Here is a 26,170-nt window from a genome sequence, read left to right as displayed (position 1 = left end):
CGTTACAAGACCACGATCACCTCGCACGGTGGCCAGATCCACCGTATCGAAGACTGGGGCCGTCGCCAGCTGGCCTACATGATCGAGAAACTCGCGAAGGCTCACTACGTCTGCATGAACATCGAATGCGACCAGACCACGCTCGACGAGCTGGAACACGCGTTCAAGTTCAACGACGCGGTTCTGCGTCACCTGATCGTCAAGATGAAGAAGGCCGAAACCGGCCCGTCGCCGATGATGAAGGAAGTGCAGCGCGAAGAAGCCAAGAAGGCAGCTGCTACGCAGCCGTCCGAAGCGCAGGCTTAAGACACCGTATTTAAGCTACCAGATTCACGCGTCGCTCTCGCCAAAGGGTACATGAACCGGCTGCAACTTACGGCCAGCGTCGTTGAACGCGAACCGGTGCGGTACACCCCCGCCGGCGTCCCGATCGCAAGCTGCACGTTGCAACACCGCACCGAAGTCGTCGAAGCCGGCATTGCCCGGCAAGTTGAACTGACGATGCCGGCCGTGGCGGCAGGTGAGGCGAGCGGCAAGCTGGAAAGCTGTGCAATGGGCGTCGAAACGCTCTTCACAGGCTTCCTGGCCAAGAAAAGCCGCAACGCAAGAACTCTGGTATTTCACATCACAGCATTGCAGGACATTGGAAAGGACTAAACATGCCCCGCCCGACTGGTAAGAAATTCGACAAGCGTCGTCAGCAACAAAACCCGCTCTTCAAGCGCAAGAAGTTCTGCCGCTTTACGGCAGCTGGCGTCGATCAGATCTACTACAAAGATATCGAAACGCTGAAGGACTTCATCGGCGAAAACGGCAAGATCACGCCGGCGCGTCTCACGGGTACGAAGTCGCACTATCAACGCCAGCTGGACACGGCCATCAAGCGCGCACGTTTTCTCGCGCTGGTGCCGTACACCGACCAGCACAAGGCCTAACCCGACGACGCGACAAGGAGCATCAGAATGCAAGTTATTCTTCTGGAAAAAGTCGTCAACCTGGGCAACCTGGGCGACATCGTCAAGGTGAAGGACGGTTATGCACGTAACTTCCTGATCCCGAACAAGCATGCACGCCGCGCAACGAAGGACGCAATCGCTGAATTCGAAGTTCGCCGCGCAGAACTGGAAAAGGTTGCTGCTGAGAAGCTGGCAGCCGCTCAAGCTCAAGGCGAAAAGCTGGCAGGCTCGACGGTTCAGATCGGTCAGAAGGCGGGTGTCGATGGCCGTCTGTTCGGCTCGGTGACGAACGCTGACATCGCTGACGCGCTGGTCAAGCAAGGCTTCGCAGTGGAAAAGGCGCAAGTGCGTCTGCCGGAAGGCCCGCTGAAGATGGTCGGCGACCACGCAGTGCAAATCTCGCTGCACACCGACGTTCTCGTCGATGTGACGGTGTCGGTGCTGGGCGAACACGTCTAAGTATCCAGGCGGTATTTGCCAGGTAGTCCGACTGGCGAGGGGCAGGGGCCGGGTGACCGGCCCCTGCCTTTTTTGTTGGCCGTTTTATACCTTACGGGTAGCATTTGCCCGATAATTCCATCCCATGAACGCACCGTCCAAAGATCCCCAACTCGAGTCGCTGAAAGTCCCGCCGCATTCGATCGAGGCCGAGCAATCGGTGCTGGGCGGCTTGCTGCTCGACAACGCGGCGTGGGACCGCATCGCCGACTTTCTGTCGCAGAGCGATTTCTACCGGTATGACCACCGCATCATCTTCGAACACATCGGCAAGCTGATCGCGGCCACGCGCCCAGCCGACGTGATCACGGTGTACGAGGCGCTCGGCACCTCGGGTAAGGCGGAGGAGGTCGGCGGCCTCGCGTATCTGAACGCGCTGGCGCAGAACACGCCAAGCGCGGCCAATATCCGCCGTTACGCAGAAATCGTGCGCGATCGCGCCGTGTTGCGCCGGCTCGTCTCGGTGGCCGACGAAATCTCGGCGGACGCCTTCAATCCGCAGGGCAAGGAAGTCCGCCAGCTGCTGGATGAGGCGGAATCGAAGGTATTTTCGATCGCCGAAGACGGCGCGCGCGGCACGCAAGGCTTTCTGGAAATCGGGCCGCTGCTGACGCAGGTGGTGGAGCGGATCGACACGCTGTATCACACGGCCAATCCGAGCGACGTCACCGGCACGCCAACCGGCTTCGTCGACCTCGACCGGATGACTTCGGGCATGCATGGGGGCGAGCTGATCATCGTCGCGGGCCGTCCGTCGATGGGTAAAACGGCGTTTTCTATGAACATTGGTGAGTACGTGGCCGTCGAATACGGTCTGCCGGTGGCGGTGTTCTCCATGGAAATGCCTGGCACCCAACTGACCATGCGTATGCTCGGCTCGGTTGGCCGGCTCGACCAGCACCGCATGCGAACCGGCCGTCTGACCGACGAAGACTGGCCGAAGCTGACCCATGCCGTGCAGAAGATGAGCGAAGCGCAAATCTTCATCGACGAAACCGGCGGCCTGAACCCCATGGAACTGCGCTCGCGCGCACGCCGGCTGTCGCGCCAGTGCGGCAAGCTGGGCCTGATCATCATCGACTATTTGCAGCTGATGAGCGGTTCGTCATCAGGGGAAAACCGCGCGACCGAAATTTCGGAAATTTCGCGTTCGCTGAAGAGCCTGGCCAAAGAACTGGACGTGCCGGTGATCGCATTGTCGCAGCTGAATCGTGGTCTCGAACAGCGCCCGAACAAGCGTCCGATCATGTCGGACCTGCGCGAATCCGGCGCTATCGAGCAGGACGCCGACGTCATCCTGTTCATCTACCGCGACGAGGTCTACAACCCGGACAGTCCGGACAAGGGCACCGCGGAAATCATCATCGGTAAACAGCGTAACGGTCCAATCGGGCCCGTTCGGCTCACGTTCCACGGTCAATACACGAAGTTCGATAACTTCGCTGGTGCCCAGAATTTCTACGGCGAGTAAGGCAAGACGCGGCAACGCTGTTGTAGCGGCGTGTTCAAAAAGTGCGACGGTATGCCGGTGACGGTACAATATTGCGGTTTTATGTCAGTCATGCCGTGACCAATTACCGGGATCCCAATGTTCGGTCGTTTTATGCCCACTGAGGGCAAGTTCTTTGAAATCTTTAATGAGCACGCAAAGTGCATCGTCTCGGCCAGCCACGAACTCGAGCTGCTGATCGACAATCTGCAAGACGCAGAAACGCACAAGCAGAACGTGCAAAAGGCCGAAAAGGCCGCTGACAAGCTCACGCACGAAACCATCGACCTGCTGCACAAGACGTTCATCACGCCGCTCGACCGCGACGAAATCCACAAGCTGATCACCACCATGGACGATATCCTCGACCTGATGGAGGACGTCGCGACGGCCATTTCCCTGTACGACGTGCAGACGGTGACTTCCGAGGCCAGCCAGCTGGCGCATATCTGTTCGGCGGCTTCGGGCCGTGTGCAGTTCGCGGTGAGTCTGCTGTCGGACATGAAGCAGGCCAGCCAGATCCTCAAGGCGTGCGAGGAAATTGACCGCCTCGAATCCGAAGCCGACCGTGTGTTGCGCTCGGCCATGTCGAAGCTGTTCCGCGAAGAAGACAACGTCAAGACCCTGATCAAACTGAAGGCGATCTACGAGCTGCTCGAGACGATCACCGACAAATGTGAGGATGTGGCGAACATCATCGAAGGCATCGTGCTGGAAAACGCATAATGCAATCGATACAACTTGCCATCTGGGCGGTCGCCCTCCTGGTCGCCGTGTCGCTGGTGTTCGACTTCATGAACGGGTTCCACGACGCGGCGAATTCCATTGCCACGGTCGTATCGACCGGTGTCCTCAAGCCGCAGCAGGCGGTCGCCTTCGCGGCGGCGTTCAACGTCGTCGCCTATTTCATCTTCCATCTGAAAGTGGCGCAGACGGTCGGCAAGGGCACGATTGACCCGGCCATCGTCGACCACTACGTGATCTTCGGCGCGCTGGTTGGGGCGATCGGCTGGAATATCGTCACGTGGCAGTACGGCATTCCGTCCAGCTCGTCGCACGCGCTGATTGGCGGACTCGTGGGCGCGGCGCTCGCGAAGTCGGGCTGGCATTCCTTGAACTTCGACGGGCTGATGAAGACGGTCGCATTCATCTTCATTTCGCCGCTGCTCGGCTTCGTGCTCGGCTCGTTCTTCATGCTGGCGGTTTCGTGGATCTACTTCCGCACGCCGCCCAGCAAGGTAGACCGGCGTTTCCGCCGTCTGCAGCTGGTTTCCGCGGGCCTGTACAGCCTCGGTCACGGCGGTAACGACGCGCAGAAAACCATCGGCATCATCTGGATGCTGCTGATCGCGACCGGCTATGCATCGTCGCTGGCTGACGCGCCGCCGGTGTGGGTGATCGGCGGCTGTTATCTGTCGATGGGTCTGGGCACGCTGTTCGGCGGCTGGCGCATCGTGCGCACGATGGGGCAGAAGATCACCAAGCTCAAGCCGGTCGGGGGCTTCTGCGCGGAAACGGGCGGCGCGATCACGCTGTTTATTGCGTCGTTCCTCGGTATCCCGGTGTCGACCACCCACACGATCACCGGTGCCATCGTCGGCGTCGGCGCGACGCAAAAGCTGAGCGCGGTGCGTTGGGGCGTGGCCGGCAACATCGTCTGGGCCTGGATCCTGACAATTCCCGCTTCGGCCGTACTGGCCGCGGCAGGCTGGTGGCTCGGCCACCGTTTCCTCTAATTCGGCCTGCCTCTTCGAGGCGGCGCGCCGCGTTCAGATGAGCGGCGTGCTGCCTCCGTCCATCGGGATGATCGCGCCCGTCACGTAGCTGGCGCGCCGGCTCGCCAGAAACAGTGCGACGTCTGCGATTTCCTCCGATTTCGCGTAGCGCCCGAGCGGCACCCTGGCCTGGCCGCCGGCCAGCGCCTCGGCCATCGTCACGCCTTGCTGGGCGGCTTCCAGCTTCACGGCTTCCTCGACGCGCTCTGTCAACGTCGCCCCCGGGTTGATGGCGTTGATGCGGATGCCATAGCGCGCGTAATAGTGCGCGAGTCCGACGGTCGCGAGCATCAGCGCCGCGTTCGCGGCACCGCCGGCAATATGGATGTCGCTCGCCACCTTGCCGCCCATGCCGATGATATTGACGATCGTGCCGGGTTCCCCGGCCCCGCCCGATTTCACGCGCTCGGCCATCCGGCGCAGCACTTCCTGTTGCGGGTAGATGTACGGAAAGTACTTCGCTTCCATGGTCGCCTTGAAGGCGGCGGCGTCGAGGGTCTCCGGATCGTAGCGGCGCGCGGCGCCCGCGCTGTTGACGAGGATGTCGATCGGGCCGACCGCCGTGGTCACTTCTTCGACGATATCCGCTGCGCCGTGCGGCTCGTGCAGGTCGGCGCGCGTGAGGTGGACATGCAGGCCTTCGCTAGCCAGTTGCTCACGAGCCCGGGCAAGATTCGCCGGGTCACGCGAGACGATTGCGACCTTCGCGCCTTCGGCGGCGAACGCACGGGCGCAGGCAAGGCCGATGCCTTTGCTGCCGCCGGTTACCAGAACGACTTTGTCTTTCAGCCCAAGATCCATTGTGACTACCTCGCCTTCAGAAGAGTATCGGGGACGATAGCAGAAAGCATAGTCGCGCGTGGGCGGTGGCGCGAATGGTTGGCGGGTTGCAAAGGCGAGGGGAAAAGCATGCGCGCTCCTCGCGCGACGCGCGGCGTCTAGTAGCTGCCGTTCGCGAAGTGGGCGATCGGGTCGTCGCCGGATTGTGTCGCGGCGGGAACCCCATGCGAAGCGGTCGAAGCACGCATGATCTGGACGCCATCTTCGGTGCTCGCTTGCCGTTCTTGCCGAACCGCGACGGCAGCGGGCGGGGGCGGTTCGAAGGCGTCGGCGGCGGCGTCGATCGGATCCGGTGCGCGGGCGACGCTCGCGGGCGTGCTCTGACGGGCCGTGGCTTCCCCGGAATATGCGGTCGTGTTGCCGGCCTCCACTTGCGCTCGCTCAGGCTGGACGGACACCACGGCCGGGGCGGCGGCACCCGCCTGACGTGCCTGCAGTTGCGCCGCGCTCATTGCCGGGGGCGGCGGCTCGAAAGCATCGGCAGTTGCGGCGGGCTGGAGGGGGGGAGTGGCGGGTGCACGGGTCGTCGCGAAGACGCGCGTCTGCTGTTGCGGTGTCACGGCGGCCGTAGGCGCTGACGTCGTGTAGTCGGATGGTTGCTGCTCTTCAGCCTGAACGGCAGGATTAACAGCAGGATTGAGCGTGGAATTCCCCCCGAAACCGGCATAGGTAGACTGCGGAGGTGCCGTCTGCGACCCGTTCTTTTCCGGCGGAGCCGATGCCTGATACGTCGGCGTATCGAATGGGACGGGTGTGCGAGCCGGGGCGACGACGCGGCGAATGCCGTCGAAACGTTTGGCCCAGTATGGATTGGTCAAGTAGTCGATCCGTACCGTGCCGCCCGTCGACGGAGCATTGACGAAACGCAGCTTGCCGACATAAATGCCGACGTGCGAATGCGGGCGTCCCGTCGTGTTGAAGAAGATCAGATCGCCGGGCGCGACCTCATCGGGCTCGATCGATTCGCCGCGCTCGCTCATATCCGCAGTCGTACGCGGCAGATTCACGGCAGCGGCGCGCGCCACCACGTAGCGAACCAGCCCGCTGCAATCGAAGCCGCTCTCCGGCGTATTGCCGCCCCAGCGATACGGAATGCCCACGAGGCTCATCGCCTGAATGGGAATCTCCTCGCGTCCGATGCTGTGATCGACGAAGTTCGGGAAGCCGGGCGGGGTAGTACGATAGGCGCCGTTCGACGCCGAGGAGGACCCGCTCGAGCCGCGCGAAATCCGCTGCGGCGCGCTGGAACAGGCGGCGAGCAGCAACAGGATCAGCAGCGAAAACCCAAGTCGGCGCATGAACACGAGGCGAGCTTAAACACTCGCTTAAAGCGGGCAGTATCGGGATGGTAGCCCGGCCCCCGGCCCTCCGGCAAGAAAACTTGATAAATTACTTGAAGTTTACGCGCTAAGTGTTGCCTTGCCGGCACGCAACATCGTCATTTCTAAGGCGCGAGGACGCCCACGACAGGCGAAAAAAAGCCGCGTCCGGCATAACCGGACGCGGCTTTTGGCAACCGCTCGAAGCAGCGAATGCCGCTTACAGGATATCCGACGCGTAATCCGCCAGACGCGAGCGCTCGCCGCGCGCCAGCGTCACATGCCCGCTGTGCGCCCAGCCCTTGAAGCGATCGACCACGTAGGTCAGGCCCGAGCTGCCTTCCGTCAGATAAGGCGTATCGATCTGCGCAATATTGCCCAGACAGATGATCTTGGTACCTGGACCGGCACGCGTCACCAGCGTCTTCATCTGCTTCGGCGTCAGGTTTTGCGCCTCGTCGATGATCAGATACTTGTCGACGAACGTGCGCCCGCGCATGAAGTTCATACTCTTGATCTTCAGGCGCGAGCGGATCAGTTCCTGAGTCGCGGCGCGGCCCCATTCACCGGCAGCGTCGTCGGTCTTCTGCAGCACTTCGAGGTTGTCGTCGAATGCGCCCATCCACGGCTGCATCTTTTCCTCTTCCGTACCCGGCAGAAAGCCGATGTCTTCGCCGACCGGCACCGTTGCCCGCGTCACGATGATCTCGTTGTAGCGCTTGTCGTCGAGCACCTGCGCGAGACCCGCCGCCAGTGCGACGAGCGTCTTGCCGGTACCGGCCTGACCGAGCAGCGTGACGAAATCGATCTCCGGATTCATCAGCAGGTTGAGCGCGAAATTCTGCTCGCGATTGCGCGCCGTAATGCCCCACACGTTGTTCTTGTGGTGGCCGTAGTCGCGCAGGGTCTGCAGCAACGCGGTCTTGCCGTTCAGTTCGCGCACCAGCGCGTGAAACGCGGGCTCGCCGTTTTGCGGCTCAAGATAGACGAACTCGTTGACCAGCATCGAGGCGCACAGCGGACCGGTCACGCGGTAATACGTGGTGCCCGTCTTGGTGTCCTGCCAGCTCTCCATGCCCTTCGCGTGCCTGGTCCAGAAGTCCTGCGGCAGCGCGCGAATGCCCGAGTAGAGCAGATCCTTGTCTTCGAGGACCTGGTCGTTGAAGTAGTCTTCAGCGGGCAGTCCAAGCGCGTGCGCCTTGATGCGCATATTGATGTCTTTCGACACCAGCACGACCTGGCGGTCCATCCGGTCGCGCTGCAACGCGCGCACCACGCCGAGAATCTGATTGTCTGCCTTGCCTTGCGGGAGGCCTTCGACCGGCTCGATATCCGTCAGCTTGGTCTGGAAATAAAGGCGTCCGGCGGCCTCGCGGCTGCCGAGGCGCGACAGCGAGATGCCTTCCGACATGTCGCCGCCGTTGGCCACCAGTGCGTCCAGCGTGCGGCTGACCTGGCGCGCGTTACGCGCGACCTCCGACATGCCTTTCTTGTGGTTGTCGAGTTCTTCCAACGTCATCATTGGCAGATAGACGTCGTGTTCTTCGAAACGGAACAGGCATGTCGGATCGTGCATCAGCACATTCGTGTCGAGCACGAACAGCTTGCGTGTTTCGACCTGCTCCGCAGCAGCGCCGCGTTTTTTGGTGGCACCGCGTGTGGTGGGCGCCGGGGCGGCGGCAGCACTCGTCGCCGGCTGCTTGCCGGCGCGCGCGACCACGGGCTGCACGATTTCCTCAGGCGCGGCAGGGGTGGGCACCGGTTGCAGCAACGCAGCGGTTTGCTTCGACTTACGGCGGGACGATGGAGTAGCCTGCTCAGCGCTGGCAGCCGCGGCGGGAGCAGAAGATGCAGGTACCGGCCGCAAGGTGGTGGCGGCGTTGGCGGCGTGTGCCATAGGCTGGGCAACGCTGGCGCGGCCATAGTCGGCTGACTCTGCTTGCTCCCCTTCGTTCGCCTGTTTTCGGGTAGACCGCGCCGGTGTGGCTTTGGCCTTGTATTCGTCAGGCGGCAAGAGATTGCCGAGCTTGCTGGGTGGGGTAGGCAAAGGCATGGTTTCCCTCGAAAAAATCGGGTCACATATCGTGCGCCGCCTGTCGCATCCTGCCGGTACGCTCGATCGCGCCCGCAGTTTGCGCCCGGTGGCGCGCTTTTCGGTCTAGAAATGCCGGTTCGCCTGGTTTTCGATCGGCTCCTTGACGAGAGCGCGTGGCCGAACAAACGAACGGCTGCGCGCAATTAAAAAAGCCGCCGCCCCGACAAACGGGGCAAGCGGCTCGACTTCGGTCATCGCGTTGCGCCTCACTGCCTCACCCATAGCGTGAGAGGCGTGACATGCGGCGCAGCCGCGGAAAGAATGGGGTGGACAGGCACTCATTGCAGCCCAATATAACGCGCCTCACAGCGCTTGTACAGCCTCCAGAATTTCATCGACATGACCTGGTACTTTCACGCCACGCCACTCCTGGCGCAGGACGCCTTCACCGTCGATCAGGAAGGTGGAGCGTTCGATTCCCCGTACTTCTTTGCCATACATTTTCTTCATTTTGATGACGCCAAAGAGCGCGCAGAGCGTTTCTTCCGGATCGGAAATGAGCGGGAAGGGGAGTTCGAGCTTGGCCTTGAAATTGTCATGCGAGCGCAGGCTGTCGCGCGACACGCCGAGGATTTCGGCGCCGGCCTTCCTGAACTTCGGATACAGATCGCGAAATTGCAGACCTTCGGTCGTGCAGCCCGGCGTGTTGTCCTTCGGATAGAAATACAACACCACCTTCTTGCCCCGAAGACTGGACAGCGTGATCTCGCCACCGGTTGCGGGGGCGGTAAAGTCGGGGACGGGTTGGTCGACTGCGATGGGCACGAGGTTCTCCGGTTGTTATGGCCGGCGATAGCGCTTTGCGGCGCTGTTCGCCCGGCCTGGCATCGAGGCACGGGGAGGTGAGCAGGCCAGTTCGCGATGGGCGCGATCCGGCCGGAAATGGTTGGGGGCATCCCGCGCAGCCAGCCTGGTCAAACCGGCTTGCGAGGACTTGTGTGCCGCTACGGCTGGACGATCAATTCGCCGGAGCGGCCGGGGATTTCACCCCACGTCACAGGGTACGATGGCAGCGTGCTGCGGTCCAGCGCGGCGTGATAGTCGCCCATGGTCGCGAACGTATGGCCCTGCGCACGCCACCCTTCCAGCAGCTGTTCAAAGATCGGCGCGAGCTTTTGACCTTCGAGTTCGGCGTGCAGCGTGAACACCTGGTCTTGCGGATTGCGCTCGGTGCGCTTCAGCATCCATGCGGCGACGTTGTCCAGCTCCACGCCGTCCACGCCCAGCACTTCGTCCAGCGTGGGCAGCGTAGTGGGCATCTGCACGTGCGAGAGCGTCTTGCCGTCGACCACCGGGAAGTACGGCGAATGGCCCCGCCCGTCGGACGCATAGCGCATGCCCCACGCGTCGATCTGTTCGAACGCGTGGCCGTTCATCTGCCAGCCTGCGGCACCGTGCGTGACGGGCGGCGCGCCGAAGATGTCCACGAAACGCGCGTGGCTCTTCTGCATTTGTGCCACGGTCCAGTCGCGCGCACGGGTGCGCACGTTGTCCTGCCAGTAGACGTGGTCCCACGTGTGGATGCCGCACTCAAAGCCGGCTTCGTGGATGGCACGCATTTCCGACGATGCTCGCGCGCCGATATCCGGCCCGGGCAACAGCACGCCATACATCAACTGCTTGACGCCGTAGTGTTCCACCACCGAGGTGCGCGACACCTTCTGCAAGAAGCCGGGCCGCAACACACGGCGCATCGCCCAACCTGTATGGTCGGGCCCGAGGCTGAACAGGAAGGTGGCGCGAGCCTTGAAGCGGTCGAAGATGCGGGCGAGGTTCGGCACCCCTTCGCGGGTGCCGCGCAGCGTGTCGACGTCGATCTTCAGAACGATACGAGGCAAGGATCAGCCCTTATTGCTGTTCGACGAGGGCGCGTGCTTCCGCGACGTGGCCGCGATACGCTTCGAAGATCTTGCGCAGTGCTTCGTCGAAAGTCGACTTCGGCGCCCAGCCGAGTTCCTGCATCGTGTTGTCGATCTTCGGCACGCGGTTCTGCACGTCCTGATAACCCGCGCCGTAGTACGCCCCCGACGAGGTTTCGACCAGTTGCACTTTCTTCGCGGTTTCCGCGTATTCCGGGAATTCTGCGGCGAGCGTCAGCATCTTGTGGGCCAGTTCACGCACCGAAAAATTGTTGGTCGGGTTGCCGATGTTGTAGATCTTGCCCGTCGCAACGCCGTCCTTGTTTTCGATGATCTTCATCAGCGCGCCGATGCCGTCGTCGATATCCGTGAACGCGCGCTTTTGCGCGCCGCCGTCGACGAGGCTGATGTTTTCGCCGCGCACGATATGGCCGAGGAACTGCGTCACCACGCGCGAGCTGCCTTCCTTCGGCGTGTAGATCGAATCGAGGCCCGGGCCGATCCAGTTAAACGGACGGAACAGCGTGAAGTTCAGGCCTTCCATGCCGTAACCCCAGATCACGCGGTCCATCAACTGCTTCGAGCACGCGTAGATCCAGCGCGGCTTGTTGATCGGGCCGTACGACAGTTGCGACTCTTCCGGGTCGAACTGCTCGTCCGTGCACATGCCGTACACCTCGGAGGTGGACGGGAAGACGAGATGCTTGCCGTACTTCACCGCCGAACGCACGATAGGCAGGTTCGCTTCGAAGTCCAGTTCGAACACGCGCAGCGGCTGCTTCACATAGGTAGCGGGCGTGGCGATCGCCACCAGCGGCAGGATCACGTCGCACTTCTTCACGTGATACTCGACCCACTCCTTGTTGATCGTGATGTCGCCTTCGAAGAAATGCATGCGCTCGTGATTGACGAGGTCGCCGAGGCGTTCGGTCTGCATGTCCATGCCGAACACTTCCCAGTCGGTCGTTTCGAGAATGCGTTTGGACAGGTGATGGCCGATGAAGCCGTTGACACCCAGAATCAGGACTTTTTTCATGAATGACGGGAAGATTGAATGAGCTGGGTGAATTCGGCTGGGGAGACGACGGACTCTTGGCCCTCGTGCTGGCGCCGCAATTCGTGGATGGCGATGGCCCGGCCATCGCCGCACACCGCAAAAACGGCATTATCGCTTACGTGGAGGCCGGGGGGCAAATCCGAGCGGAGCGCGCCGGGGCGGGCAAGACGCGCCCGCGCGACGATGAAGCGCTGTCCGTCGATCTCCGTGAACGCGCCGGGATAGGGCGGCGCCACCGCGCGAATCAGGTTGTAGACGTCCTGGGCCGGCTGGTTCCAGTCGATCCGGCCGTCTTCCGGCTTGCGCCCGCCGAAGTAGCTGCCGTGCGTCAGATCGTTCGGCAGATGCGGCGCCTCGCCGGCGAGCAGCGCCGGCAGCACGCGCCACAGCGTCTGTTCGGCGGCGACCGTGACCTTGTCGAATACCTGCGCGGCGGTGTCGTCCGGCAGGATCGGCACCGGCGTCTGCGCGATGATGGCGCCCGCGTCAGGTTTGGCAGCCATTTCGTGCAGCGTCGCGCCGGTTTCCGTTTCGCCCTTCAGGACCGCCCAGTTGGTCGGCACGCGGCCGCGATATCTGGGCAGCAGCGAGCCGTGCATGTTGTATGCGCCGCGTGCGGCGATGGCCAGCAGGTCGACCGGCAACATGTGACGGTAGTAGAACGAGAAGATGAAATCCGGCCGCGCGCCGCTCACCGCCGCGCGCAGTTCGGCGCTCTTCGGATCGGCCGGCGTCACGACCGGAATGCCGTAGCTCGCGGCGACCGACGCCACGCTGCCGAACCAGATGTTTTCGGTCGGGCTGTCTTCGTGGGTCACGACCAGCGCCACGTCGACGCCGCGCGCGAGCAGCACCTGCAGGCAGCGCACGCCGACGTTGTGATACGCGAAAACGACCGCGCGTGGTTTCATGAATTCGGTCCCTGATCGATCAGCGGAGCGGCCTGCACAGCCTGCACGACGGCCTGGCGTGGCGCCTCGGCGACGGTCGCGCCATTGCGCTGTTCGAGAATGGTCTGCACCAGATAGCGGGGGCGGGCGCGCACTTGCTGGTAGATCCGGCCAATGTACTCGCCGAGCAGTCCCAGCGCGAAAATGATCACGCCCAGCAGGAAGAACGTGATGGCGAACAGCGTGAACACACCTTGCACTTCCGCGCCGATGATGAAGCGGCGAATCAGCAGCAGAACGAACAGCGCGGCCGAGCCGAGCGACAGGATCACGCCGATAAACGACAGCCACTGCAGCGGCACGACGGAGAAGCCGGTGACTAGGTCGAAGTTCAGGCGGATCAGCGAGTACAGCGAATATTTCGATTCACCCGCGAAGCGCTCTTCGTGCGCCACTTCGATTTCAACCGGATTCTGCGCGAACGTGTAGGCCAACGCCGGAATGAAGGTGTTGATCTCGCCGCACCGGTTGATCGTGTCGATGATGTGGCGGCTGTATGCACGCAGCATGCAACCCTGGTCGGTCATCTTGATGCGGGTGATGCGCTCGCGCAGGCGGTTCATGGCGCGCGAGGCCTTGCGGCGCCACAGGCTGTCCTGACGCTGCAGGCGGATCGTGCCCACATAGTCGTAGCCTTCACGCATCTTTGCGACCAGCTTGCCGATTTCCTCCGGCGGATTCTGCAGGTCGGCGTCGAGCGTGATGACGATCTCGCCGCGCGACTGCTCGAAGCCCGCGAGAATCGCCATGTGCTGACCGTAGTTGCCGTTCAGCAGAATCACGCGCGTCGTGTCCGGCCGCTTGCGGAACTGTTCGGCGAGCAGGGCCGGAGACTTGTCGCGGCTGCCGTCGTTGATGAAGATCACTTCATAGCCGGCGCCGAGCGCGTCGAGTGCCGGGTACAGGCGCGCGAACAGCGCGGCCAGGCCGGCTTCCTCGTTGTACACGGGGATGATGACCGAGACTTCCGGCGCTGCAGACATCGGGGAGCGATGTTCCGTTTGACTCATTTCCGCTTATTTTCCGTATTGTTCGCAAATTTCATTGACCGCGCGGCACACCCGCGCCACGTCGCTCTCGTTCATCAACGTGAAGAGCGGCAGCGTAACCGTGGTGAGCCCGAAGCGCTCCGCATGCGGGAACATCCCTTCCTTGAAACCGCGTGCACGGTACAGCGAAAACAGGTGGATCGCCGGGTAGTGCACGCCTGAACCGATGCCGCGGTCCTTCAACTGGCTCATGAAACCGGCCCGGTCGATGGTCAGTTTTTCGAGCGGCAGCGTGATCTGGAACATGTGCCAGTTGCTGTTTTCGAAGTCAGCAAACGGCAGGCCAACGCCCAGTTCGACCGCCGCGCCGCCTTCGAGCCCCGCAAAGTAGGCGCGCACGAGTTTTTTGCGCTGCGCAATGAAACGCTCCAGATGCGGCAGCTGGCCGAGACCCACGCGCGCAGCCACATCCGTGAGATTGTATTTGCCGCCGAGCACATCGCAATCCATGCCGTCAAAGCCGGTGCGGGTGATGCCTTGCAGGCGGTACTTCTGCGCGAGGATGGCTTCTTCCTCGTTATTCAGCACCAGCGCGCCGCCTTCGATCGAGGTCAGGTTCTTGTTGGCATGGAAGCTGAACGACACGATGTCGCCGAGCTTGCCGATGCGATCGCCTTTCCACGTCGAGCCGAACGCCTGGGCAGCGTCTTCGATCACGCGCAGCCGGTGCGCGCGAGCGATTTCGTACAGGCGGTCCATGTCGACCGGCAGGCCGGACAGGTAGACCGGAATGATCGCCCTGGTGCGCGGCGTGATGGCCTGTTCCAGCCGGTCCAGATCGAGGTTGCGGGTTTTCGGATCAATGTCCGCGAACACCGGCGTCGCGCCCGTCTGGTAGATCACATTGCTGGTGGAAACCCACGACGCGGGCGACGTGATGACTTCGTCGCCTTCGCCCACGCCGGCAATGCGCAGGCCGATTTCGAGCGTGGCCGTGCCGGAGTTGAAGGTGCGCACCGGGCGCCCGCCGCAGAATTCCGACAGCGCTGCTTCGAACTTCTGGTTTTGCGGGCCGGTCGTGATCCAGCCGGAGCGGAGCACGTCGGCGACACCCTGGATTGTCTCTTCGTCGATTTCCGGACGGACAAACGGCAAAAACGGGGCTGATGAATGACTCATGAATGCTTCGCTCGATAGAAATAGGGCAGCAACCACAAAAGACGGCGACCGGCAAGGATACTTCGCGAGGCCAGGCGGCGGTCAGCGAGTATAAAGTGACTCGCGGCAGGTGTTTACAAGCTGTTACGCGCCGGCCACGCGACACCGGCCATCAACGGCAACCAACCGCGCGCGGCGGCTTCGCCCGGACCCGCCGCAGCGGGCCGCAAGCGCCGCGGAACCTAGCTGCGCGCCAGCACCAGTACACCCACCAGGATGATGGCGATACCGACCATGCGTTGTACCGACAGCACTTCTCCAAACAGATACCAGGCGGCTATCGCGTTGACGACGTAGCCGAGCGACAGCATCGGATAGGCGATCGACACGTCCACCCGCGATAGTCCCACCACCCACACCACGACACTGATCACATAACAACCCAGCCCGCCGATAACGGGCAACTGCGTCGCCAGTTTGAAGCCAATGGGCAGGATGTTCGCACGGGTGAATTCGAAGTGTCCAACGGCATTCGTGCCGGCCTTCAGCAGCAACTGCGCGCAGGCGTTCAGTGCGACGCCGGCGAGGATACAAAAGAGCGAAATCGGATTCATCGGGGTTTCAGGTCGTGATATGGGGTCATTGCTGCGGTTTTTCTACGATCACGCGGCGCGAATCGCGCGTGACGACCTGCATTGGCACGTGCTGCTCCAATAGCTGCTGATAGCGCGCGGGCGGCAGCAACGCGAGCGCGTAAGGGGCCGCATCCCAGCGTTTGACCCATTCGGCTATCGTCGGCACCCATTTCTGCGGCTCGACGGACACGCCGAAGGCCAGTTCGTCGGCGTGCTCGACCATGATCATCGTGTGGTCGACGTAGAACGGCAGCGTGTGATCGAGCACGCCGACCGAGTAGAACGGCGTGTCGGGCGGAAGTTTGGCCAGCGCGGCCTTGATGGCCGGCGCGAGCGGCGCGCCGGAACTGAGGCGCCCGAACACATCGTGACCCGTGCCGGCAATCGTGCCGAGCAGCAGCCAGCCCGCACCGAACATGGCGGCAGCGCCGGTAATGCCGCTGCGGCTGTGGCGGTTCAGCCACAGCGCGGCGAGCGTCAGGACGAACGCCACGCCGATGGCGGCCAGCACCCACACCCGGTAGGCGACATACAGCTCGTTCGGATTGCGGGCGTCGCCGAGGCGTCCCATGAACAGCGCCGCGAAGGCCGCCACGATCAGGAACACGGCGTAGCCCGCCAGGTGGCGGCGCAGCATGGGCGGCGTGACGAGCGGCAAGTACATGCCGATCAGCAGCGCCAGCGCCGGCGCGATGGGCAGCGTGTAGGAGATCAGCTTCGAGTGCGACGCGCTGAAGAACAGGAAGATGAACACGGCCCACACCAGCATCATGATGACCGGCGAGAAGCCGTTCGGCTGGCGCGGCAGGCGCAGCGCGTGGCGGATGCTCTGCACGCTCACCGACAGCCACGGCAGGAAGCCCACCAGGATCACCGGCACAAAGTAATAGAACGGGCCGGGGCGGTTCTGTTCAGGCGTGAGGTAGCGCTGGAACTGCTGGACGATGAAGAAGAAGTTGAGGAATTCCGGATTGCGCTGCTGGACAAGGACGAACCATGGCGTGGCAATCGCAAAGAAAATGATCAGGCCGCCAATCAGATGCAGGCGTTTCCAGACCGCCCAGTCACGGGCGATCAGCGTGTACAGCACCAGCACGGCGCCCGGCAGGATCAGACCGACCAGACCCTTCGACAATACCGCGAGAGCCATCGACGCCCAGCAGAGCCACATCCACAGCCGCACCTGGCCGCCCGTCAGGTTGGGGCGCTGGGCCAGCAGCAGGGTGCACAGCGTCAGTTCCATCCAGAACGACAGGCCCATGTCGAGCGTGTTGAAGTGGCCCATCAGGTTCCAGTACGGCGAGGTCGCCAGCACGATGGCGGCGAACACGCCGGTGGCGGCGTTGAACACGCGCGCGCCGGTATAGCCGATCAGCAGGACGCCGGCGAAGCCGGTCAACGCCGTATAGAGCCGCGCCTGCCATTCGCCGATGCCGAACCACGCGAAGGTCAGCGCATTGAACCAGGTTTGCAGCGGCGGCTTCTCGAAGTACTTGTAGCCGTTGTAGCGGGGCGTGATCCAGTCGCCGGTAACGAACATCTCGCGGGCCATTTCGGCATAGCGGCCTTCGTCGCTCGGCAGCAGATGGCGCCAGCCTAGCGGCACGAACCAGACGACAGCAAGGGCGAGCACCAGAAGAAGAAGCGTGGTGCGGTTGAGCGGTAGCCGGGACGGCATATCGTTCATGAATGGTTAGCCTGTTGTTGCGACGCCGCACGGGCGGCGTATTGGTGTTATCAGGAACGGCTGGCCGGTTGCCGGTAACGGGCTGCCGGCGCGTGACGAACGTTCGTCAGGTGCTTTCGCTTGCCGGCACCCCGCCAATGGGGTGGCATTGTGCCGCTGCCCGGCGGCGCCCATCAAGCTGCCCGGCGAGGCGCCTCCCCATGGCTCGTGACCGGCGCGCCGGGCCGGTTACGCTTCGATCAGCAAGGCGGCCGCGACCTTGCGGCCCTCGGCCATCAGAATGTTGTAGGTGCGGCAGGCGGCCTTGAAATCCATCGTCTCGACGCCGATCCGATGGGCGGCAAGCGGCGCGGTCAGCCGCGGATGCGGAAAACGCAGCCGTTCGCCGCTGCCGAAAATGACGACTTCCGGCGCGGGCGCGATCAACAGTTCGAAAAGCTCCGGGGTCAGCGCTTCGAACGAAGACACCGGCCAGGGGATGACAGGCGCCTCCGGCAGCACGAGGATGCTGCCGGCATGGCGCTGGAGATTGATTTCGACAAAGTCGGCGCCGTAGCCGGTCACGGTATTGAGGGCGCCGCTGGAATCCTGATGCAATTTCAAATTGGTTTTCCGAAGTCGTCCGAAGTCGGCTTGAGTGCCAGCAGAAGAGGCCGGAAAGGCTTCTGCATGCGCTTCGCGCATTGCCGAAACCGGCCAAAATCCGCTAAATTATAACTTTTTAGCCGGACCGCGGCGCCCCTTGCTTCGTCTGCCGCCATAAGCTGCATCAGAGGCCCTTAAGACAGCCTTAAGACCCGCGTACGGCACCCCGAGGCACATGCGGCCTCGCTCATGAACCCACGCGCGGCGCAGTTCGGCTCGCGGTTCGTGGTCCTTTCGTCGGGTCGTCATCGCCGGTGGGCTAGAATCGGTCGGACCAGAGCCGCTGCGACCCCCACCCGGGCGCCCGCCGTCGCTGTTGTTCCATGTTTGCGAAATCCTGCGATTCTGCCGGCGCGACCCGCCGCGAGCACGAGTCTGACAGGTTCACGGGAGCGCGCAAAACCGGCCGCTCCGCACCCAGACGCCCAATGCCCTTTGCGGGGCCGCCCAATTTACCCAGGATGAAGTGCCCGCCGTGAAACCGATTCTCAAATCCAACAAGCTGTTGAACGTCTGCTATGACATCCGCGGGCCCGTTCTCGAACATGCCAAACGGCTCGAAGAAGAAGGCCACCGCATCATCAAGCTGAATATCGGCAACCTCGCACCGTTCGGCTTCGACGCGCCGGACGAAATCATCCAGGACATGATTCTGAATCTGCCGGGTTCGTCAGGTTATTCCGATTCGAAAGGTGTGTTCGCCGCACGCAAGGCGATCATGCATTACACCCAGCAAAAAGGTGTGCACGGCGTCGAACTGGACGATATCTACATCGGCAACGGCGCGTCGGAGCTGATCGTGATGGCGCTGCAGGGTCTGCTCAACGACGGCGACGAAGTGCTGCTGCCCGCGCCGGACTATCCGCTGTGGACGGCCGGCGTCAGCCTGTCGGGCGGCTCGCCCGTGCACTATCTCTGCGACGAATCGAACGGCTGGATGCCCGATCTGGACGACATCCGCGCCAGGATCACGCCGAATACGCGTGCGCTCGTCGTCATCAACCCGAACAATCCGACCGGCGCGCTGTATTCGGACGAACTGCTGCTCGGCCTGATCGAGATTGCGCGTCAGCACGGCCTCGTGATCTTCGCCGACGAGGTCTACGACAAGATCATCTACGACGGCATGACGCATACGTCCGTGGCGGCGCTCTCGGATGACGTGCTGACCGTCACCTTCAACAGTCTCTCGAAGAGCTACCGCTCGTGCGGCTACCGTGCCGGCTGGATGTTCATTTCGGGCCTGACCGGTGACAACCGGCGCCGCGCGAAAGACTACTTCGAAGGTCTCGGCATTCTCGCGTCCATGCGGCTGTGCCCGAACGTGCCCGGCCAGTATGCAATCCAGACCGCGCTGGGCGGCTACCAGAGCATCAACGACCTGATCGTGCCGAGCGGGCGCCTGTACAAACAGCGTGAACTCGCGTATGACATGTTGACGGCCATCCCGGGCGTGACCTGCGTGAAGCCGCAAGCGGCGCTGTACATGTTCCCGCGCCTCGACCCGAAGATGTATCCGATCGAAAACGACCAGCAGTTCATCCTCGAGCTGCTGCTGGCCGAACGGGTGCTGCTCGTGCAAGGCAGCGGCTTTAACTGGAAGTCGCCGGACCACTTCCGCGTCGTGTTCCTGCCGAACGTCGACGACCTGGCGGATTCGATCAACCGGATCGCGCGCTTCCTCGACGGTTATCGCAAACGTCACGCGGTCTGACGCGCAGCGCCGCGCGACAGGCCCACACAAGTTTCCCTCAATCCTCTAAACGAAAACACACGCTGCATGGAACCGATCAAAGTTGGACTGCTGGGCTTCGGCACGGTAGGCAGCGGCACCTTCACGGTACTGCGCCGCAATCAGGAAGAAATCAAACGGCGCGCCGGGCGCGGCATCGAGATCACGCGCATTGCGGTGCGCAATCCGGCCAGGGCGACGGCGGCGCTCGGCGGCGGCGCCGGCACGGTGGCGATTACCGATGACTTCAACGCGGTGGTCGACGATCCGTCCATCGACATCGTCGCGGAAATGATCGGCGGGACGGGCATTGCGCGCGAGCTGGTGCTGCGCGCCATCGCGCAGCGCAAGCATGTGGTCACGGCCAACAAGGCGCTGCTCGCGGTGCACGGCACCGAAATCTTCGAAGCGGCTCGCGCCAATGGCGTGATGGTTGCGTTCGAAGCGGCGGTGGCAGGCGGCATTCCGATCATCAAGGCGCTGCGCGAAGGGCTGACGGCGAACCGGATTCAATACATTGCCGGCATCATCAACGGCACGACAAACTACATCCTGTCCGAGATGCGCGACCGCGGTCTCGACTTCGCGACCGCGCTGAAGGCCGCGCAGGAACTGGGCTACGCGGAGGCCGATCCGACCTTCGACATCGAAGGCGTCGACGCCGCGCACAAGGCGACCATCATGAGCGCCATCGCTTTCGGCGTGCCGGTGCAGTTCGACAAGGCGTATGTCGAAGGCATCAGCAAGCTCGCGGCGATCGACATCAAATATGCCGAGGAACTCGGCTATCGCATCAAGCTGCTCGGCATTGCGCGCCGCGCCGACAAGGGTATCGAGCTGCGCGTCCATCCGACGCTGATTCCGGAAAAGCGCCTGCTGGCCAACGTGGAGGGCGCGATGAACGCCGTGGTCGTGCACGGCGACGCCGTCGGCACCACGCTGTACTACGGCAAGGGGGCGGGCGCGGAACCGACAGCCTCCGCGGTGGTCGCAGATCTGGTGGACGTGACGCGCCTGCATACGGCGGACCCGGAGCATCGTGTGCCGCATCTGGCGTTCCAGCCGGACAGCCTGTCGAACACGCCGATCCTGCCGATCGACGAAGTGACGAGCGGTTACTACCTGCGTCTGCGGGTGGCCGACGTGACCGGCGTGCTCGCCGACATCACGCGCATCCTCGCCGATACGGGCATTTCGATCGACGCACTGCTGCAGAAGGAATCGGAGCAGGTCGACGCGAACGGCAAGGGCGAAACCGACATCATCCTGATCACGCACGAAACGGTCGAAAAGCACGTCAACGCCGCGATCCAGAGCATCGAGGCCTTGAACACGGTCGTTTCGCAAGTGACCAAGCTGCGCATGGAAGCGCTGAACTAGGCCAGAGACTGATATGAAATACCTTTCCACGCGCGGCGCCGGAGCCGGCGAGCACCATACGTTTTCCGACATCCTGCTGGGTGGTCTTGCGCGAGACGGCGGCCTGTATCTGCCCGCGGAATATCCGAAGGTGACGGCCGACGAACTTGCGCGCTGGCGCCCGCTCCCCTACGCGGACCTGGCGTTCGAGATCCTGTCGAAATTCAGTGACGACATTCCCGCTGAAGACCTGCGCGCGCTGACGCGCAAGACCTACACGGCGCAAACGTATTGCAACGTGCGCGACGACGAAAGCGCTGCGCAGATCACGCCGCTCAAGACGCTGGGCGTCGAAAACGGCGCGCCGTTGGCGCTGCTCGAACTGTCCAATGGTCCGACCCTGGCGTTCAAGGACATGGCCATGCAGCTGATCGGCAACCTGTTCGAATACGCGCTGGCCAAACACGGCGAAACCCTGAACATTCTGGGCGCAACCTCGGGCGACACAGGCAGCGCCGCGGAATACGCCATGCGCGGCAAGAAGGGCGTCAGCGTGTTCATGCTGTCGCCGCACAAAAAGATGAGCGCGTTCCAGACCGCGCAGATGTATAGCCTGCAGGACCCGAACATTTTCAACATCGCGGTTGAAGGCGTGTTCGACGATGCGCAGGACATCGTCAAGGCCGTCTCGAACGATCACGCCTTCAAGGCGAAGTACAAGATCGGCACGGTCAATTCGATCAACTGGGCGCGCGTCGTCGCGCAGGTCGTGTACTACTTCAAGGGCTATTTCGCTGCGACGAAGTCGAATCACGAACGCGTGTCCTTCACGGTGCCCTCGGGCAACTTCGGCAACGTCTGCGCAGGCCACATCGCGCGGATGATGGGCTTGCCCATCGAAAAGCTGGTGGTGGCCACCAACGAAAACGACGTGCTCGACGAGTTTTTCCGCACCGGCGTCTACCGGGTGCGCAAGGCGGCTGAGACCTATCACACCAGCAGCCCGAGCATGGACATTTCGAAAGCGTCGAATTTCGAGCGCTTCGTGTTCGATCTGCTGGGGCGCGATCCGGCGCGGGTGCTGCAACTGTTCCGCGACGTCGAAGAGAAGGGCGGCTTCGATCTGGCTGCCAGCGGCGACTTTGCGCGCGTGCAGGAATTCGGCTTCGTGTCGGGGCGCAGCAGCCATGCTGACCGGGTCGAGGCGATCCGCGACGTGTTCGAGCGCTACGATACGATGATCGACACGCATACGGCCGATGGCCTGAAGGTGGCACGCGAACATCTGCAGCCGGGCATTCCGATGATCGTGCTGGAAACCGCCCAGCCCATCAAGTTCGGCGAGACGATCCGCGAAGCGCTGTTGCGCGAGCCGGAGCGGCCGGCGGCGTTCACGGGGATCGAATCGTTGCCGCAGCGCTTTGAAGTGTTGCCGGCGGATGCGCAACGGGTGAAGGACTTTATCGTCGCCCATACTGGCGCATAAGCAGGCGTCCGGGCGGTTACGCGGCAGGCGAGGTGAGCGGCGTCGTGCCCCACCTCGCAAAACTCGTCCAGTCGGTCACAGCGCCCTGGTCATCCCCGCAGACCGCTACAATGTTCTTTTCTGTTCTGCGTGCCTTTCGACCGATGTCCACGCCTTCCTCTCCCGCGCCCCGTGCCCCGATGCTTTCCACCGCGGATGCGTTGGCGACGCTGCTCGGCGCGGCCAGCGCCGTCCGCGGCACGGAAACGGTGCTCACCCTCGACGCGCTGAACCGTGTGCTGGCCGAAGACGTCGTCTCGCCACTCGACGTACCGCCCATGAACACCAGTTCCATGGACGGCTACGCAGTGCGTGTCGCCGATCTCACCCAGGGTGAGCGCCGCCTGCCGGTCTCGCAGCGCATTCCGGCGGGGCACGCGCCGCAGCCGCTTGCGGCGGGCACGGCGGCTCGCATCTTCACCGGCGCGACGGTGCCCCCGGGTGCCGATGCAATCGTCATACAGGAACAAACCGAGACCGACGGCGACGCGGTGACCATTCTGCACATGCCGAAGGCGGGCGAATGGATCACGCTGCAGGGCGCGGATATCCGCAGCGGTTCGGTGATCCTGCCCGCCGGCACGCGTCTGACGCCTCAGGCGCTTGGGCTGGCGGCGTCGGTGGGCTGCGCCGAACTGTCCGTGGTGCGTCGAGTCAAGGTGGCGGTGTTTTTCACCGGCGACGAACTGACCATGCCGGGTGAACCGCTGAAGCCGGGTGCGATTTACAACTCGAATCGCTTCACGCTGCGCGGGCTGCTTGACAAGCTCGGCTGCGAAGTGACGGACCACGGCATCGTCCGCGACAGTCTGGATGCGACCCGCGCGACCTTGCGCGCGGCCGCGCAAGCGAATGATCTGATCCTGACGTGCGGCGGCGTCTCGGTGGGCGAGGAAGACCATGTGAAGCCGGCCGTCGAAGCAGAAGGGCGTCTCTCGATGTGGCAAATCGCCATGAAGCCAGGCAAGCCGCTGGCGTTCGGGGCGGTGCGGCGCGGCGCGGGTGACGGGACGGTGGGCGAAACGGACACGGCAGCAGCCGAAGCGGCGACGGCCGAAGCGTTTTTCATCGGTCTGCCGGGCAATCCGGTGTCGAGCTTCGCTACGTTCCTGCTGTTCGTGCGGCCTTTCGTGCTGCGTCTGTCCGGCGTGCGCACCGTGACGCCGCGCGCGCTCTCGCTGCGCGCCGACTTCACGCAAGCCAAAGCCGACCGCCGCAACGAATTCCTGCGGGCGCGGGTCAATCCCGCAGGTGGCCTTGATCTGTTCCCCAATCAGAGTTCGGCTGTGCTGACTTCGACGGTGTGGGGCGACGGCCTGATCGACAATCCACCCAATCATGCAATCAGCGCCGGCGAGACCGTGCGTTTCATTCCCTTTTCCGAATTGTTGAACTGACGCCGGCATACCCCGGCGGCGCTCCTGATGAAGATTCAGCTCAAATATTTTGCAAGTGTGCGTGAAGCACTCGGTACCGCCGACGAAGCGGTGGATGTGCCGGATACCGTCGCCACGGTCGGTGACGTGCGGGCCTGGCTGCGTGTGCGTGGCGGCAGGTGGGCGGAAACGCTCGCCGAGGGCCGCGCGCTACGCATGGCGTGCAATCACGTCATGACCGATGCCGCCACGCGTATTACCGACGGCTGCGAAGTCGCGTTCTTCCCGCCTGTGACGGGCGGCTGAGGAGCATGGCATGACGGTTCGCGTCCAGACGGAAGATTTCGATCTTTCCACCGAAGTGGCGGCTTTGCGCGCGCAGAATCCGAAGATCGGCGCGGTGGCCTGTTTTGTCGGCACCGTGCGCGACCTGAACGACGGCAGCGCGGTCGAAGCCATGGAGCTCGAGCACTATCCGGGCATGACGGAGAAATCGCTCGAGGCGATTATCGAGGCCGCGCGCGAGCGCTGGCCGGGCACCGAGGTGCTGATTATCCACCGGGTGGGCAAGCTGTATCCGCTCGACCAGATCGTGCTGGTGGCGACCACTTCGGTGCATCGCGGCAATGCGTTTGCCTCGTGCGAGTTCGTGATGGACTATCTGAAAACCCAGGCGCCGTTCTGGAAGAAGGAAAAGACCGCGGACGGCGAGCGCTGGGTCGACGCCCGCGTTACAGACGATGCCGCCATGGCGCGTTGGGGCATCGAGCCGGGTAACTCGAAATCCGCATGACACGCGGCGCGCTCAGCGTGCATCAGGCGCGCCTCGGCGCCGCATTTACAGCAAGGCTTACCCGTCTTGCTCTCCGTCCCGTGCCTGCCCAATGATCTTCGCCGGAAACGGTTCGCCGCGTGGCGTTCCGACGGCGTGCTCGTCGTCACGCTCGCGCCGGCGTGGTGCGACACGCTCCAGTAACGCCTGCTGCTCGGCCGGAATGACGTAGTCCCAACCGAAACGGCTCAACTGCAGACTCTGCGCAATGCGCAAGGCCGGCTCCATGAAACGGATGGCCGCTGCAGGCTCGTAGCGCGTCTCCACCGTGTCGAGAAACAGATAGAGCCAGCGGCTGAAATGTTGCGGTTCGATGCCCGGCAGCGGCTGATGCGCCTGCTGCACGTTGCCGCGATACTGCTTCGCCCCGAGCACGAGGCTCGCCCAGAAGGTGCACATCTTCGGCAAATGCTCGTCCCAGCGTCCCTCCAGCGTCTGTTCGAAAACCGGTCCGAGCAGGGTATCGGCGCGCACGCGGTCGTAGAACGCGTAGACGAGCTCGCGGATGTTCGTGTCGGTGGGTTGCGCTTCGCGCGGTGCCGCTGCCGCGGGCGGGAAATCTGGGTTCATTCGGAATACCTGGGGGATGCCTGGAAGAAAACCGCCTGCGCCGTGTTTACGAGGCAAAGTACTGCGCAACACGCGCGCTATTCGAAACAATAATGCCGGCCGCCGACGGTACTATTTGAAAGGTACCATTCGAAGTGACAAATTCGCGGACGTTCGACGATCTAACATGTCTCGTTCGCGCATGTTATTGCGAAGCCGCTGCACCGACAACCCTCGCGCCGACGCGGTCTTTGAACTGCGCGTCGGCGTCGCTCACCGCGCCCTTTGCACTTATGAAACTCACGGACTATACGGACTACTCGCTGCGCGTCATGTTGTATCTCGCGGTGCGCGGCGGAGGATTGTCGACTATCCAGGAGATCTCCGACGCTTACGGCATTTCGAAGAATCATCTGATGAAAGTAGTGCAACGGCTCGGCGAACTGGGCTGGGTCGAGACGGTGCGTGGCCGCAATGGCGGCCTGCGGCTCTTCGAACATTCGGGCTCGCTGACGGTCGGCGAGGTAGTGCGCAAGACGGAGAGCGATTTCGCGCTGGTCGGCTGTTTTTCCGACGAGCGCGGCGTGCATCGGCACTGCGTGATCCAGTCGCAATGCCGGCTCAAGGGCATGCTGGAAATGGCGCGCCACGCATTCCTGTCGGAGCTGGACCGTCATACGATCGGCGAACTGGCAGAGCCGGCCGGCCCGCTGTCGGCACTCCTCGGCATGAGTCCGATCATCCCCATTTCGCTCGCCACCCCTGCCAGCGGCGGCCCGGCGGTTGCCGATTGAAGAGGCAAACCGGTTCTGCGCGTCAATTGTTAAATACTTGCTGCCGAACGC

28 protein-coding genes are annotated in these 26,170 nt (G+C 63.0%); 14 read left to right on the top strand and 14 right to left on the bottom strand.

Going from position 1 to position 26,170, the window contains the following annotated elements:
• The 7 genes from rpsF to VGH41_RS03105 form a co-directional block, all read left to right on the top strand.
• Positions 1–306: 30S ribosomal protein S6 (gene rpsF, locus VGH41_RS03135; protein WP_331595885.1), on the top strand; the 306-nt coding region annotated here is incomplete at its 5' end.
• 51 nt (positions 307–357) lie between these two features.
• On the top strand, positions 358–657 hold the full coding sequence (gene priB, locus VGH41_RS03130) for a primosomal replication protein N (RefSeq protein WP_074264855.1): 300 nt from the start codon (positions 358–360) through the stop codon (positions 655–657).
• A gap of 2 nt (positions 658–659) precedes the next feature.
• Positions 660–935 carry a 30S ribosomal protein S18 gene (gene rpsR, locus VGH41_RS03125; RefSeq protein ID WP_331595884.1) on the top strand — a complete coding sequence of 92 codons (276 nt, stop codon included), beginning with the start codon at positions 660–662 and terminating at the stop codon, positions 933–935.
• A gap of 27 nt (positions 936–962) precedes the next feature.
• Complete coding sequence (rplI, locus tag VGH41_RS03120; RefSeq protein WP_331595883.1) at positions 963–1,415, top strand: 50S ribosomal protein L9; 453 nt, start codon at positions 963–965, stop codon at positions 1,413–1,415.
• Between the two features lie 124 nt (positions 1,416–1,539).
• Positions 1,540–2,925 (top strand): replicative DNA helicase, encoded by a 1,386-nt coding sequence (locus tag VGH41_RS03115; protein WP_117333773.1) that lies wholly within the window; start codon positions 1,540–1,542, stop codon positions 2,923–2,925.
• A 117-nt stretch (positions 2,926–3,042) separates the two neighbouring features.
• Positions 3,043–3,669, top strand: a complete 627-nt coding sequence (locus VGH41_RS03110) for a DUF47 domain-containing protein (RefSeq protein WP_331595882.1) — start codon at positions 3,043–3,045, stop codon at positions 3,667–3,669.
• The gene (locus tag VGH41_RS03105; protein WP_331595881.1) at positions 3,669–4,679 is read left to right on the top strand and encodes an inorganic phosphate transporter; all 1,011 of its coding nucleotides are present in this window, start codon (positions 3,669–3,671) and stop codon (positions 4,677–4,679) included. The genes VGH41_RS03110 and VGH41_RS03105 overlap by 1 nt, the downstream gene beginning before the upstream one ends.
• Before the next feature lie 33 nt (positions 4,680–4,712).
• Here VGH41_RS03105 and VGH41_RS03100 read toward each other — a convergent pair whose 3' ends face one another.
• The 13 genes from VGH41_RS03100 to VGH41_RS03040 form a co-directional block, all read right to left on the bottom strand.
• A complete protein-coding gene (locus VGH41_RS03100) occupies positions 4,713–5,519 on the bottom strand; it encodes an SDR family oxidoreductase (RefSeq protein ID WP_331595880.1) in 807 nt (268 codons plus the stop codon).
• A gap of 137 nt (positions 5,520–5,656) precedes the next feature.
• Positions 5,657–6,856 carry an NlpC/P60 family protein gene (locus VGH41_RS03095; RefSeq protein ID WP_331595879.1) on the bottom strand — a complete coding sequence of 400 codons (1,200 nt, stop codon included), beginning with the start codon at positions 6,854–6,856 and terminating at the stop codon, positions 5,657–5,659.
• A gap of 241 nt (positions 6,857–7,097) precedes the next feature.
• A complete protein-coding gene (locus VGH41_RS03090; RefSeq protein ID WP_331595878.1) occupies positions 7,098–8,930 on the bottom strand; it encodes a PhoH family protein in 1,833 nt (610 codons plus the stop codon).
• Positions 8,931–9,035: 105 nt separating this feature from the next.
• Complete coding sequence (locus VGH41_RS03085; RefSeq protein WP_331595877.1) at positions 9,036–9,167, bottom strand: hypothetical protein; 132 nt, start codon at positions 9,165–9,167, stop codon at positions 9,036–9,038.
• 108 nt (positions 9,168–9,275) lie between these two features.
• Positions 9,276–9,737, bottom strand: coding sequence for a peroxiredoxin (locus tag VGH41_RS03080; protein WP_331595876.1), 462 nt, complete (start codon positions 9,735–9,737; stop codon positions 9,276–9,278).
• Positions 9,738–9,916: 179 nt separating this feature from the next.
• Positions 9,917–10,810, bottom strand: coding sequence for a polysaccharide deacetylase family protein (locus VGH41_RS03075; protein WP_331595875.1), 894 nt, complete (start codon positions 10,808–10,810; stop codon positions 9,917–9,919).
• 10 nt (positions 10,811–10,820) lie between these two features.
• On the bottom strand, positions 10,821–11,867 hold the full coding sequence (locus VGH41_RS03070) for a bifunctional UDP-4-keto-pentose/UDP-xylose synthase (protein WP_331595874.1): 1,047 nt from the start codon (positions 11,865–11,867) through the stop codon (positions 10,821–10,823).
• The gene (locus tag VGH41_RS03065; protein WP_331595873.1) at positions 11,864–12,799 is read right to left on the bottom strand and encodes a formyltransferase; all 936 of its coding nucleotides are present in this window, start codon (positions 12,797–12,799) and stop codon (positions 11,864–11,866) included. The genes VGH41_RS03070 and VGH41_RS03065 overlap by 4 nt, the downstream gene beginning before the upstream one ends.
• Positions 12,796–13,848: a glycosyltransferase gene (locus tag VGH41_RS03060; RefSeq protein ID WP_331595872.1), complete on the bottom strand. Its 1,053-nt coding sequence runs from the start codon at positions 13,846–13,848 to the stop codon at positions 12,796–12,798. The genes VGH41_RS03065 and VGH41_RS03060 overlap by 4 nt, the downstream gene beginning before the upstream one ends.
• Before the next feature lie 6 nt (positions 13,849–13,854).
• Complete coding sequence (locus tag VGH41_RS03055; RefSeq protein ID WP_331595871.1) at positions 13,855–15,006, bottom strand: DegT/DnrJ/EryC1/StrS aminotransferase family protein; 1,152 nt, start codon at positions 15,004–15,006, stop codon at positions 13,855–13,857.
• 221 nt (positions 15,007–15,227) lie between these two features.
• The gene (locus tag VGH41_RS03050; RefSeq protein ID WP_331595870.1) at positions 15,228–15,599 is read right to left on the bottom strand and encodes an SMR family transporter; all 372 of its coding nucleotides are present in this window, start codon (positions 15,597–15,599) and stop codon (positions 15,228–15,230) included.
• A 25-nt stretch (positions 15,600–15,624) separates the two neighbouring features.
• Positions 15,625–17,307 (bottom strand): glycosyltransferase family 39 protein, encoded by a 1,683-nt coding sequence (locus VGH41_RS03045; protein ID WP_331595869.1) that lies wholly within the window; start codon positions 17,305–17,307, stop codon positions 15,625–15,627.
• Between the two features lie 228 nt (positions 17,308–17,535).
• Positions 17,536–17,910, bottom strand: coding sequence for an Mth938-like domain-containing protein (locus VGH41_RS03040; RefSeq protein ID WP_331595886.1), 375 nt, complete (start codon positions 17,908–17,910; stop codon positions 17,536–17,538).
• Between the two features lie 508 nt (positions 17,911–18,418).
• Here VGH41_RS03040 and VGH41_RS03035 point away from each other — a divergent pair.
• The 6 genes from VGH41_RS03035 to moaE all read left to right on the top strand — a co-directional run bounded on the left by VGH41_RS03035 (position 18,419) and on the right by moaE (position 24,737).
• Positions 18,419–19,666 carry a pyridoxal phosphate-dependent aminotransferase gene (locus VGH41_RS03035; RefSeq protein ID WP_331595868.1) on the top strand — a complete coding sequence of 416 codons (1,248 nt, stop codon included), beginning with the start codon at positions 18,419–18,421 and terminating at the stop codon, positions 19,664–19,666.
• Positions 19,667–19,732: 66 nt separating this feature from the next.
• A complete protein-coding gene (locus VGH41_RS03030) occupies positions 19,733–21,064 on the top strand; it encodes a homoserine dehydrogenase (protein ID WP_331595867.1) in 1,332 nt (443 codons plus the stop codon).
• 13 nt (positions 21,065–21,077) lie between these two features.
• The gene (thrC, locus tag VGH41_RS03025) at positions 21,078–22,529 is read left to right on the top strand and encodes a threonine synthase (protein ID WP_331595866.1); all 1,452 of its coding nucleotides are present in this window, start codon (positions 21,078–21,080) and stop codon (positions 22,527–22,529) included.
• A 179-nt stretch (positions 22,530–22,708) separates the two neighbouring features.
• A complete protein-coding gene (gene glp, locus VGH41_RS03020; RefSeq protein WP_331595865.1) occupies positions 22,709–23,965 on the top strand; it encodes a gephyrin-like molybdotransferase Glp in 1,257 nt (418 codons plus the stop codon).
• A 27-nt stretch (positions 23,966–23,992) separates the two neighbouring features.
• On the top strand, positions 23,993–24,250 hold the full coding sequence (gene moaD / locus VGH41_RS03015) for a molybdopterin converting factor subunit 1 (RefSeq protein ID WP_331595864.1): 258 nt from the start codon (positions 23,993–23,995) through the stop codon (positions 24,248–24,250).
• A 10-nt stretch (positions 24,251–24,260) separates the two neighbouring features.
• Positions 24,261–24,737, top strand: coding sequence for a molybdopterin synthase catalytic subunit MoaE (gene moaE / locus VGH41_RS03010; RefSeq protein WP_331595863.1), 477 nt, complete (start codon positions 24,261–24,263; stop codon positions 24,735–24,737).
• Positions 24,738–24,794: 57 nt separating this feature from the next.
• On the opposite strand, the gene VGH41_RS03005 is transcribed toward moaE, so the two are convergent.
• Positions 24,795–25,346 (bottom strand): group III truncated hemoglobin, encoded by a 552-nt coding sequence (locus VGH41_RS03005; RefSeq protein ID WP_331595862.1) that lies wholly within the window; start codon positions 25,344–25,346, stop codon positions 24,795–24,797.
• A 272-nt stretch (positions 25,347–25,618) separates the two neighbouring features.
• Here VGH41_RS03005 and VGH41_RS03000 point away from each other — a divergent pair, with 272 nt between their 5' ends.
• On the top strand, positions 25,619–26,119 hold the full coding sequence (locus VGH41_RS03000; protein WP_331595861.1) for an Rrf2 family transcriptional regulator: 501 nt from the start codon (positions 25,619–25,621) through the stop codon (positions 26,117–26,119).
• Positions 26,120–26,170: the final 51 nt, after the last annotated feature.

Origin of the sequence: Paraburkholderia sp. (assembly GCF_036488795.1) — a bacterium.
Taxonomy (GTDB): Bacteria; Pseudomonadota; Gammaproteobacteria; order Burkholderiales; family Burkholderiaceae; genus Paraburkholderia.
The sequence above is the reverse complement of the archived record's forward strand: the minus strand, read 5'-3'. Positions and strand labels throughout refer to the sequence as shown.

What these genes read in the sequence shown, in the direction of transcription:
- VGH41_RS03095 (WP_331595879.1), bottom strand. Translation starts at nt 6,856, where the DNA reads ATGCGCCGACTTGGGTTTTCGCTGCTGATCCTGTTGCTGCTCGCCGCC.
- VGH41_RS03065 (WP_331595873.1), bottom strand. Translation starts at nt 12,799, where the DNA reads ATGAAACCACGCGCGGTCGTTTTCGCGTATCACAACGTCGGCGTGCGC.
- VGH41_RS03110 (WP_331595882.1), top strand. Translation starts at nt 3,043, where the DNA reads ATGTTCGGTCGTTTTATGCCCACTGAGGGCAAGTTCTTTGAAATCTTT.
- moaD (WP_331595864.1), top strand. Translation starts at nt 23,993, where the DNA reads ATGAAGATTCAGCTCAAATATTTTGCAAGTGTGCGTGAAGCACTCGGT.
- VGH41_RS03045 (WP_331595869.1), bottom strand. Translation starts at nt 17,307, where the DNA reads ATGAACGATATGCCGTCCCGGCTACCGCTCAACCGCACCACGCTTCTT.
- rpsR (WP_331595884.1), top strand. Translation starts at nt 660, where the DNA reads ATGCCCCGCCCGACTGGTAAGAAATTCGACAAGCGTCGTCAGCAACAA.
- VGH41_RS03100 (WP_331595880.1), bottom strand. Translation starts at nt 5,519, where the DNA reads ATGGATCTTGGGCTGAAAGACAAAGTCGTTCTGGTAACCGGCGGCAGC.
- VGH41_RS03030 (WP_331595867.1), top strand. Translation starts at nt 19,733, where the DNA reads ATGGAACCGATCAAAGTTGGACTGCTGGGCTTCGGCACGGTAGGCAGC.
- VGH41_RS03005 (WP_331595862.1), bottom strand. Translation starts at nt 25,346, where the DNA reads ATGAACCCAGATTTCCCGCCCGCGGCAGCGGCACCGCGCGAAGCGCAA.
- VGH41_RS03050 (WP_331595870.1), bottom strand. Translation starts at nt 15,599, where the DNA reads ATGAATCCGATTTCGCTCTTTTGTATCCTCGCCGGCGTCGCACTGAAC.
- VGH41_RS03115 (WP_117333773.1), top strand. Translation starts at nt 1,540, where the DNA reads ATGAACGCACCGTCCAAAGATCCCCAACTCGAGTCGCTGAAAGTCCCG.
- priB (WP_074264855.1), top strand. Translation starts at nt 358, where the DNA reads ATGAACCGGCTGCAACTTACGGCCAGCGTCGTTGAACGCGAACCGGTG.
- VGH41_RS03055 (WP_331595871.1), bottom strand. Translation starts at nt 15,006, where the DNA reads ATGAGTCATTCATCAGCCCCGTTTTTGCCGTTTGTCCGTCCGGAAATC.
- rplI (WP_331595883.1), top strand. Translation starts at nt 963, where the DNA reads ATGCAAGTTATTCTTCTGGAAAAAGTCGTCAACCTGGGCAACCTGGGC.
- VGH41_RS03090 (WP_331595878.1), bottom strand. Translation starts at nt 8,930, where the DNA reads ATGCCTTTGCCTACCCCACCCAGCAAGCTCGGCAATCTCTTGCCGCCT.
- VGH41_RS03060 (WP_331595872.1), bottom strand. Translation starts at nt 13,848, where the DNA reads ATGAGTCAAACGGAACATCGCTCCCCGATGTCTGCAGCGCCGGAAGTC.
- glp (WP_331595865.1), top strand. Translation starts at nt 22,709, where the DNA reads ATGCTTTCCACCGCGGATGCGTTGGCGACGCTGCTCGGCGCGGCCAGC.
- VGH41_RS03105 (WP_331595881.1), top strand. Translation starts at nt 3,669, where the DNA reads ATGCAATCGATACAACTTGCCATCTGGGCGGTCGCCCTCCTGGTCGCC.
- VGH41_RS03000 (WP_331595861.1), top strand. Translation starts at nt 25,619, where the DNA reads ATGAAACTCACGGACTATACGGACTACTCGCTGCGCGTCATGTTGTAT.
- VGH41_RS03085 (WP_331595877.1), bottom strand. Translation starts at nt 9,167, where the DNA reads ATGACCGAAGTCGAGCCGCTTGCCCCGTTTGTCGGGGCGGCGGCTTTT.
- moaE (WP_331595863.1), top strand. Translation starts at nt 24,261, where the DNA reads ATGACGGTTCGCGTCCAGACGGAAGATTTCGATCTTTCCACCGAAGTG.
- thrC (WP_331595866.1), top strand. Translation starts at nt 21,078, where the DNA reads ATGAAATACCTTTCCACGCGCGGCGCCGGAGCCGGCGAGCACCATACG.
- VGH41_RS03070 (WP_331595874.1), bottom strand. Translation starts at nt 11,867, where the DNA reads ATGAAAAAAGTCCTGATTCTGGGTGTCAACGGCTTCATCGGCCATCAC.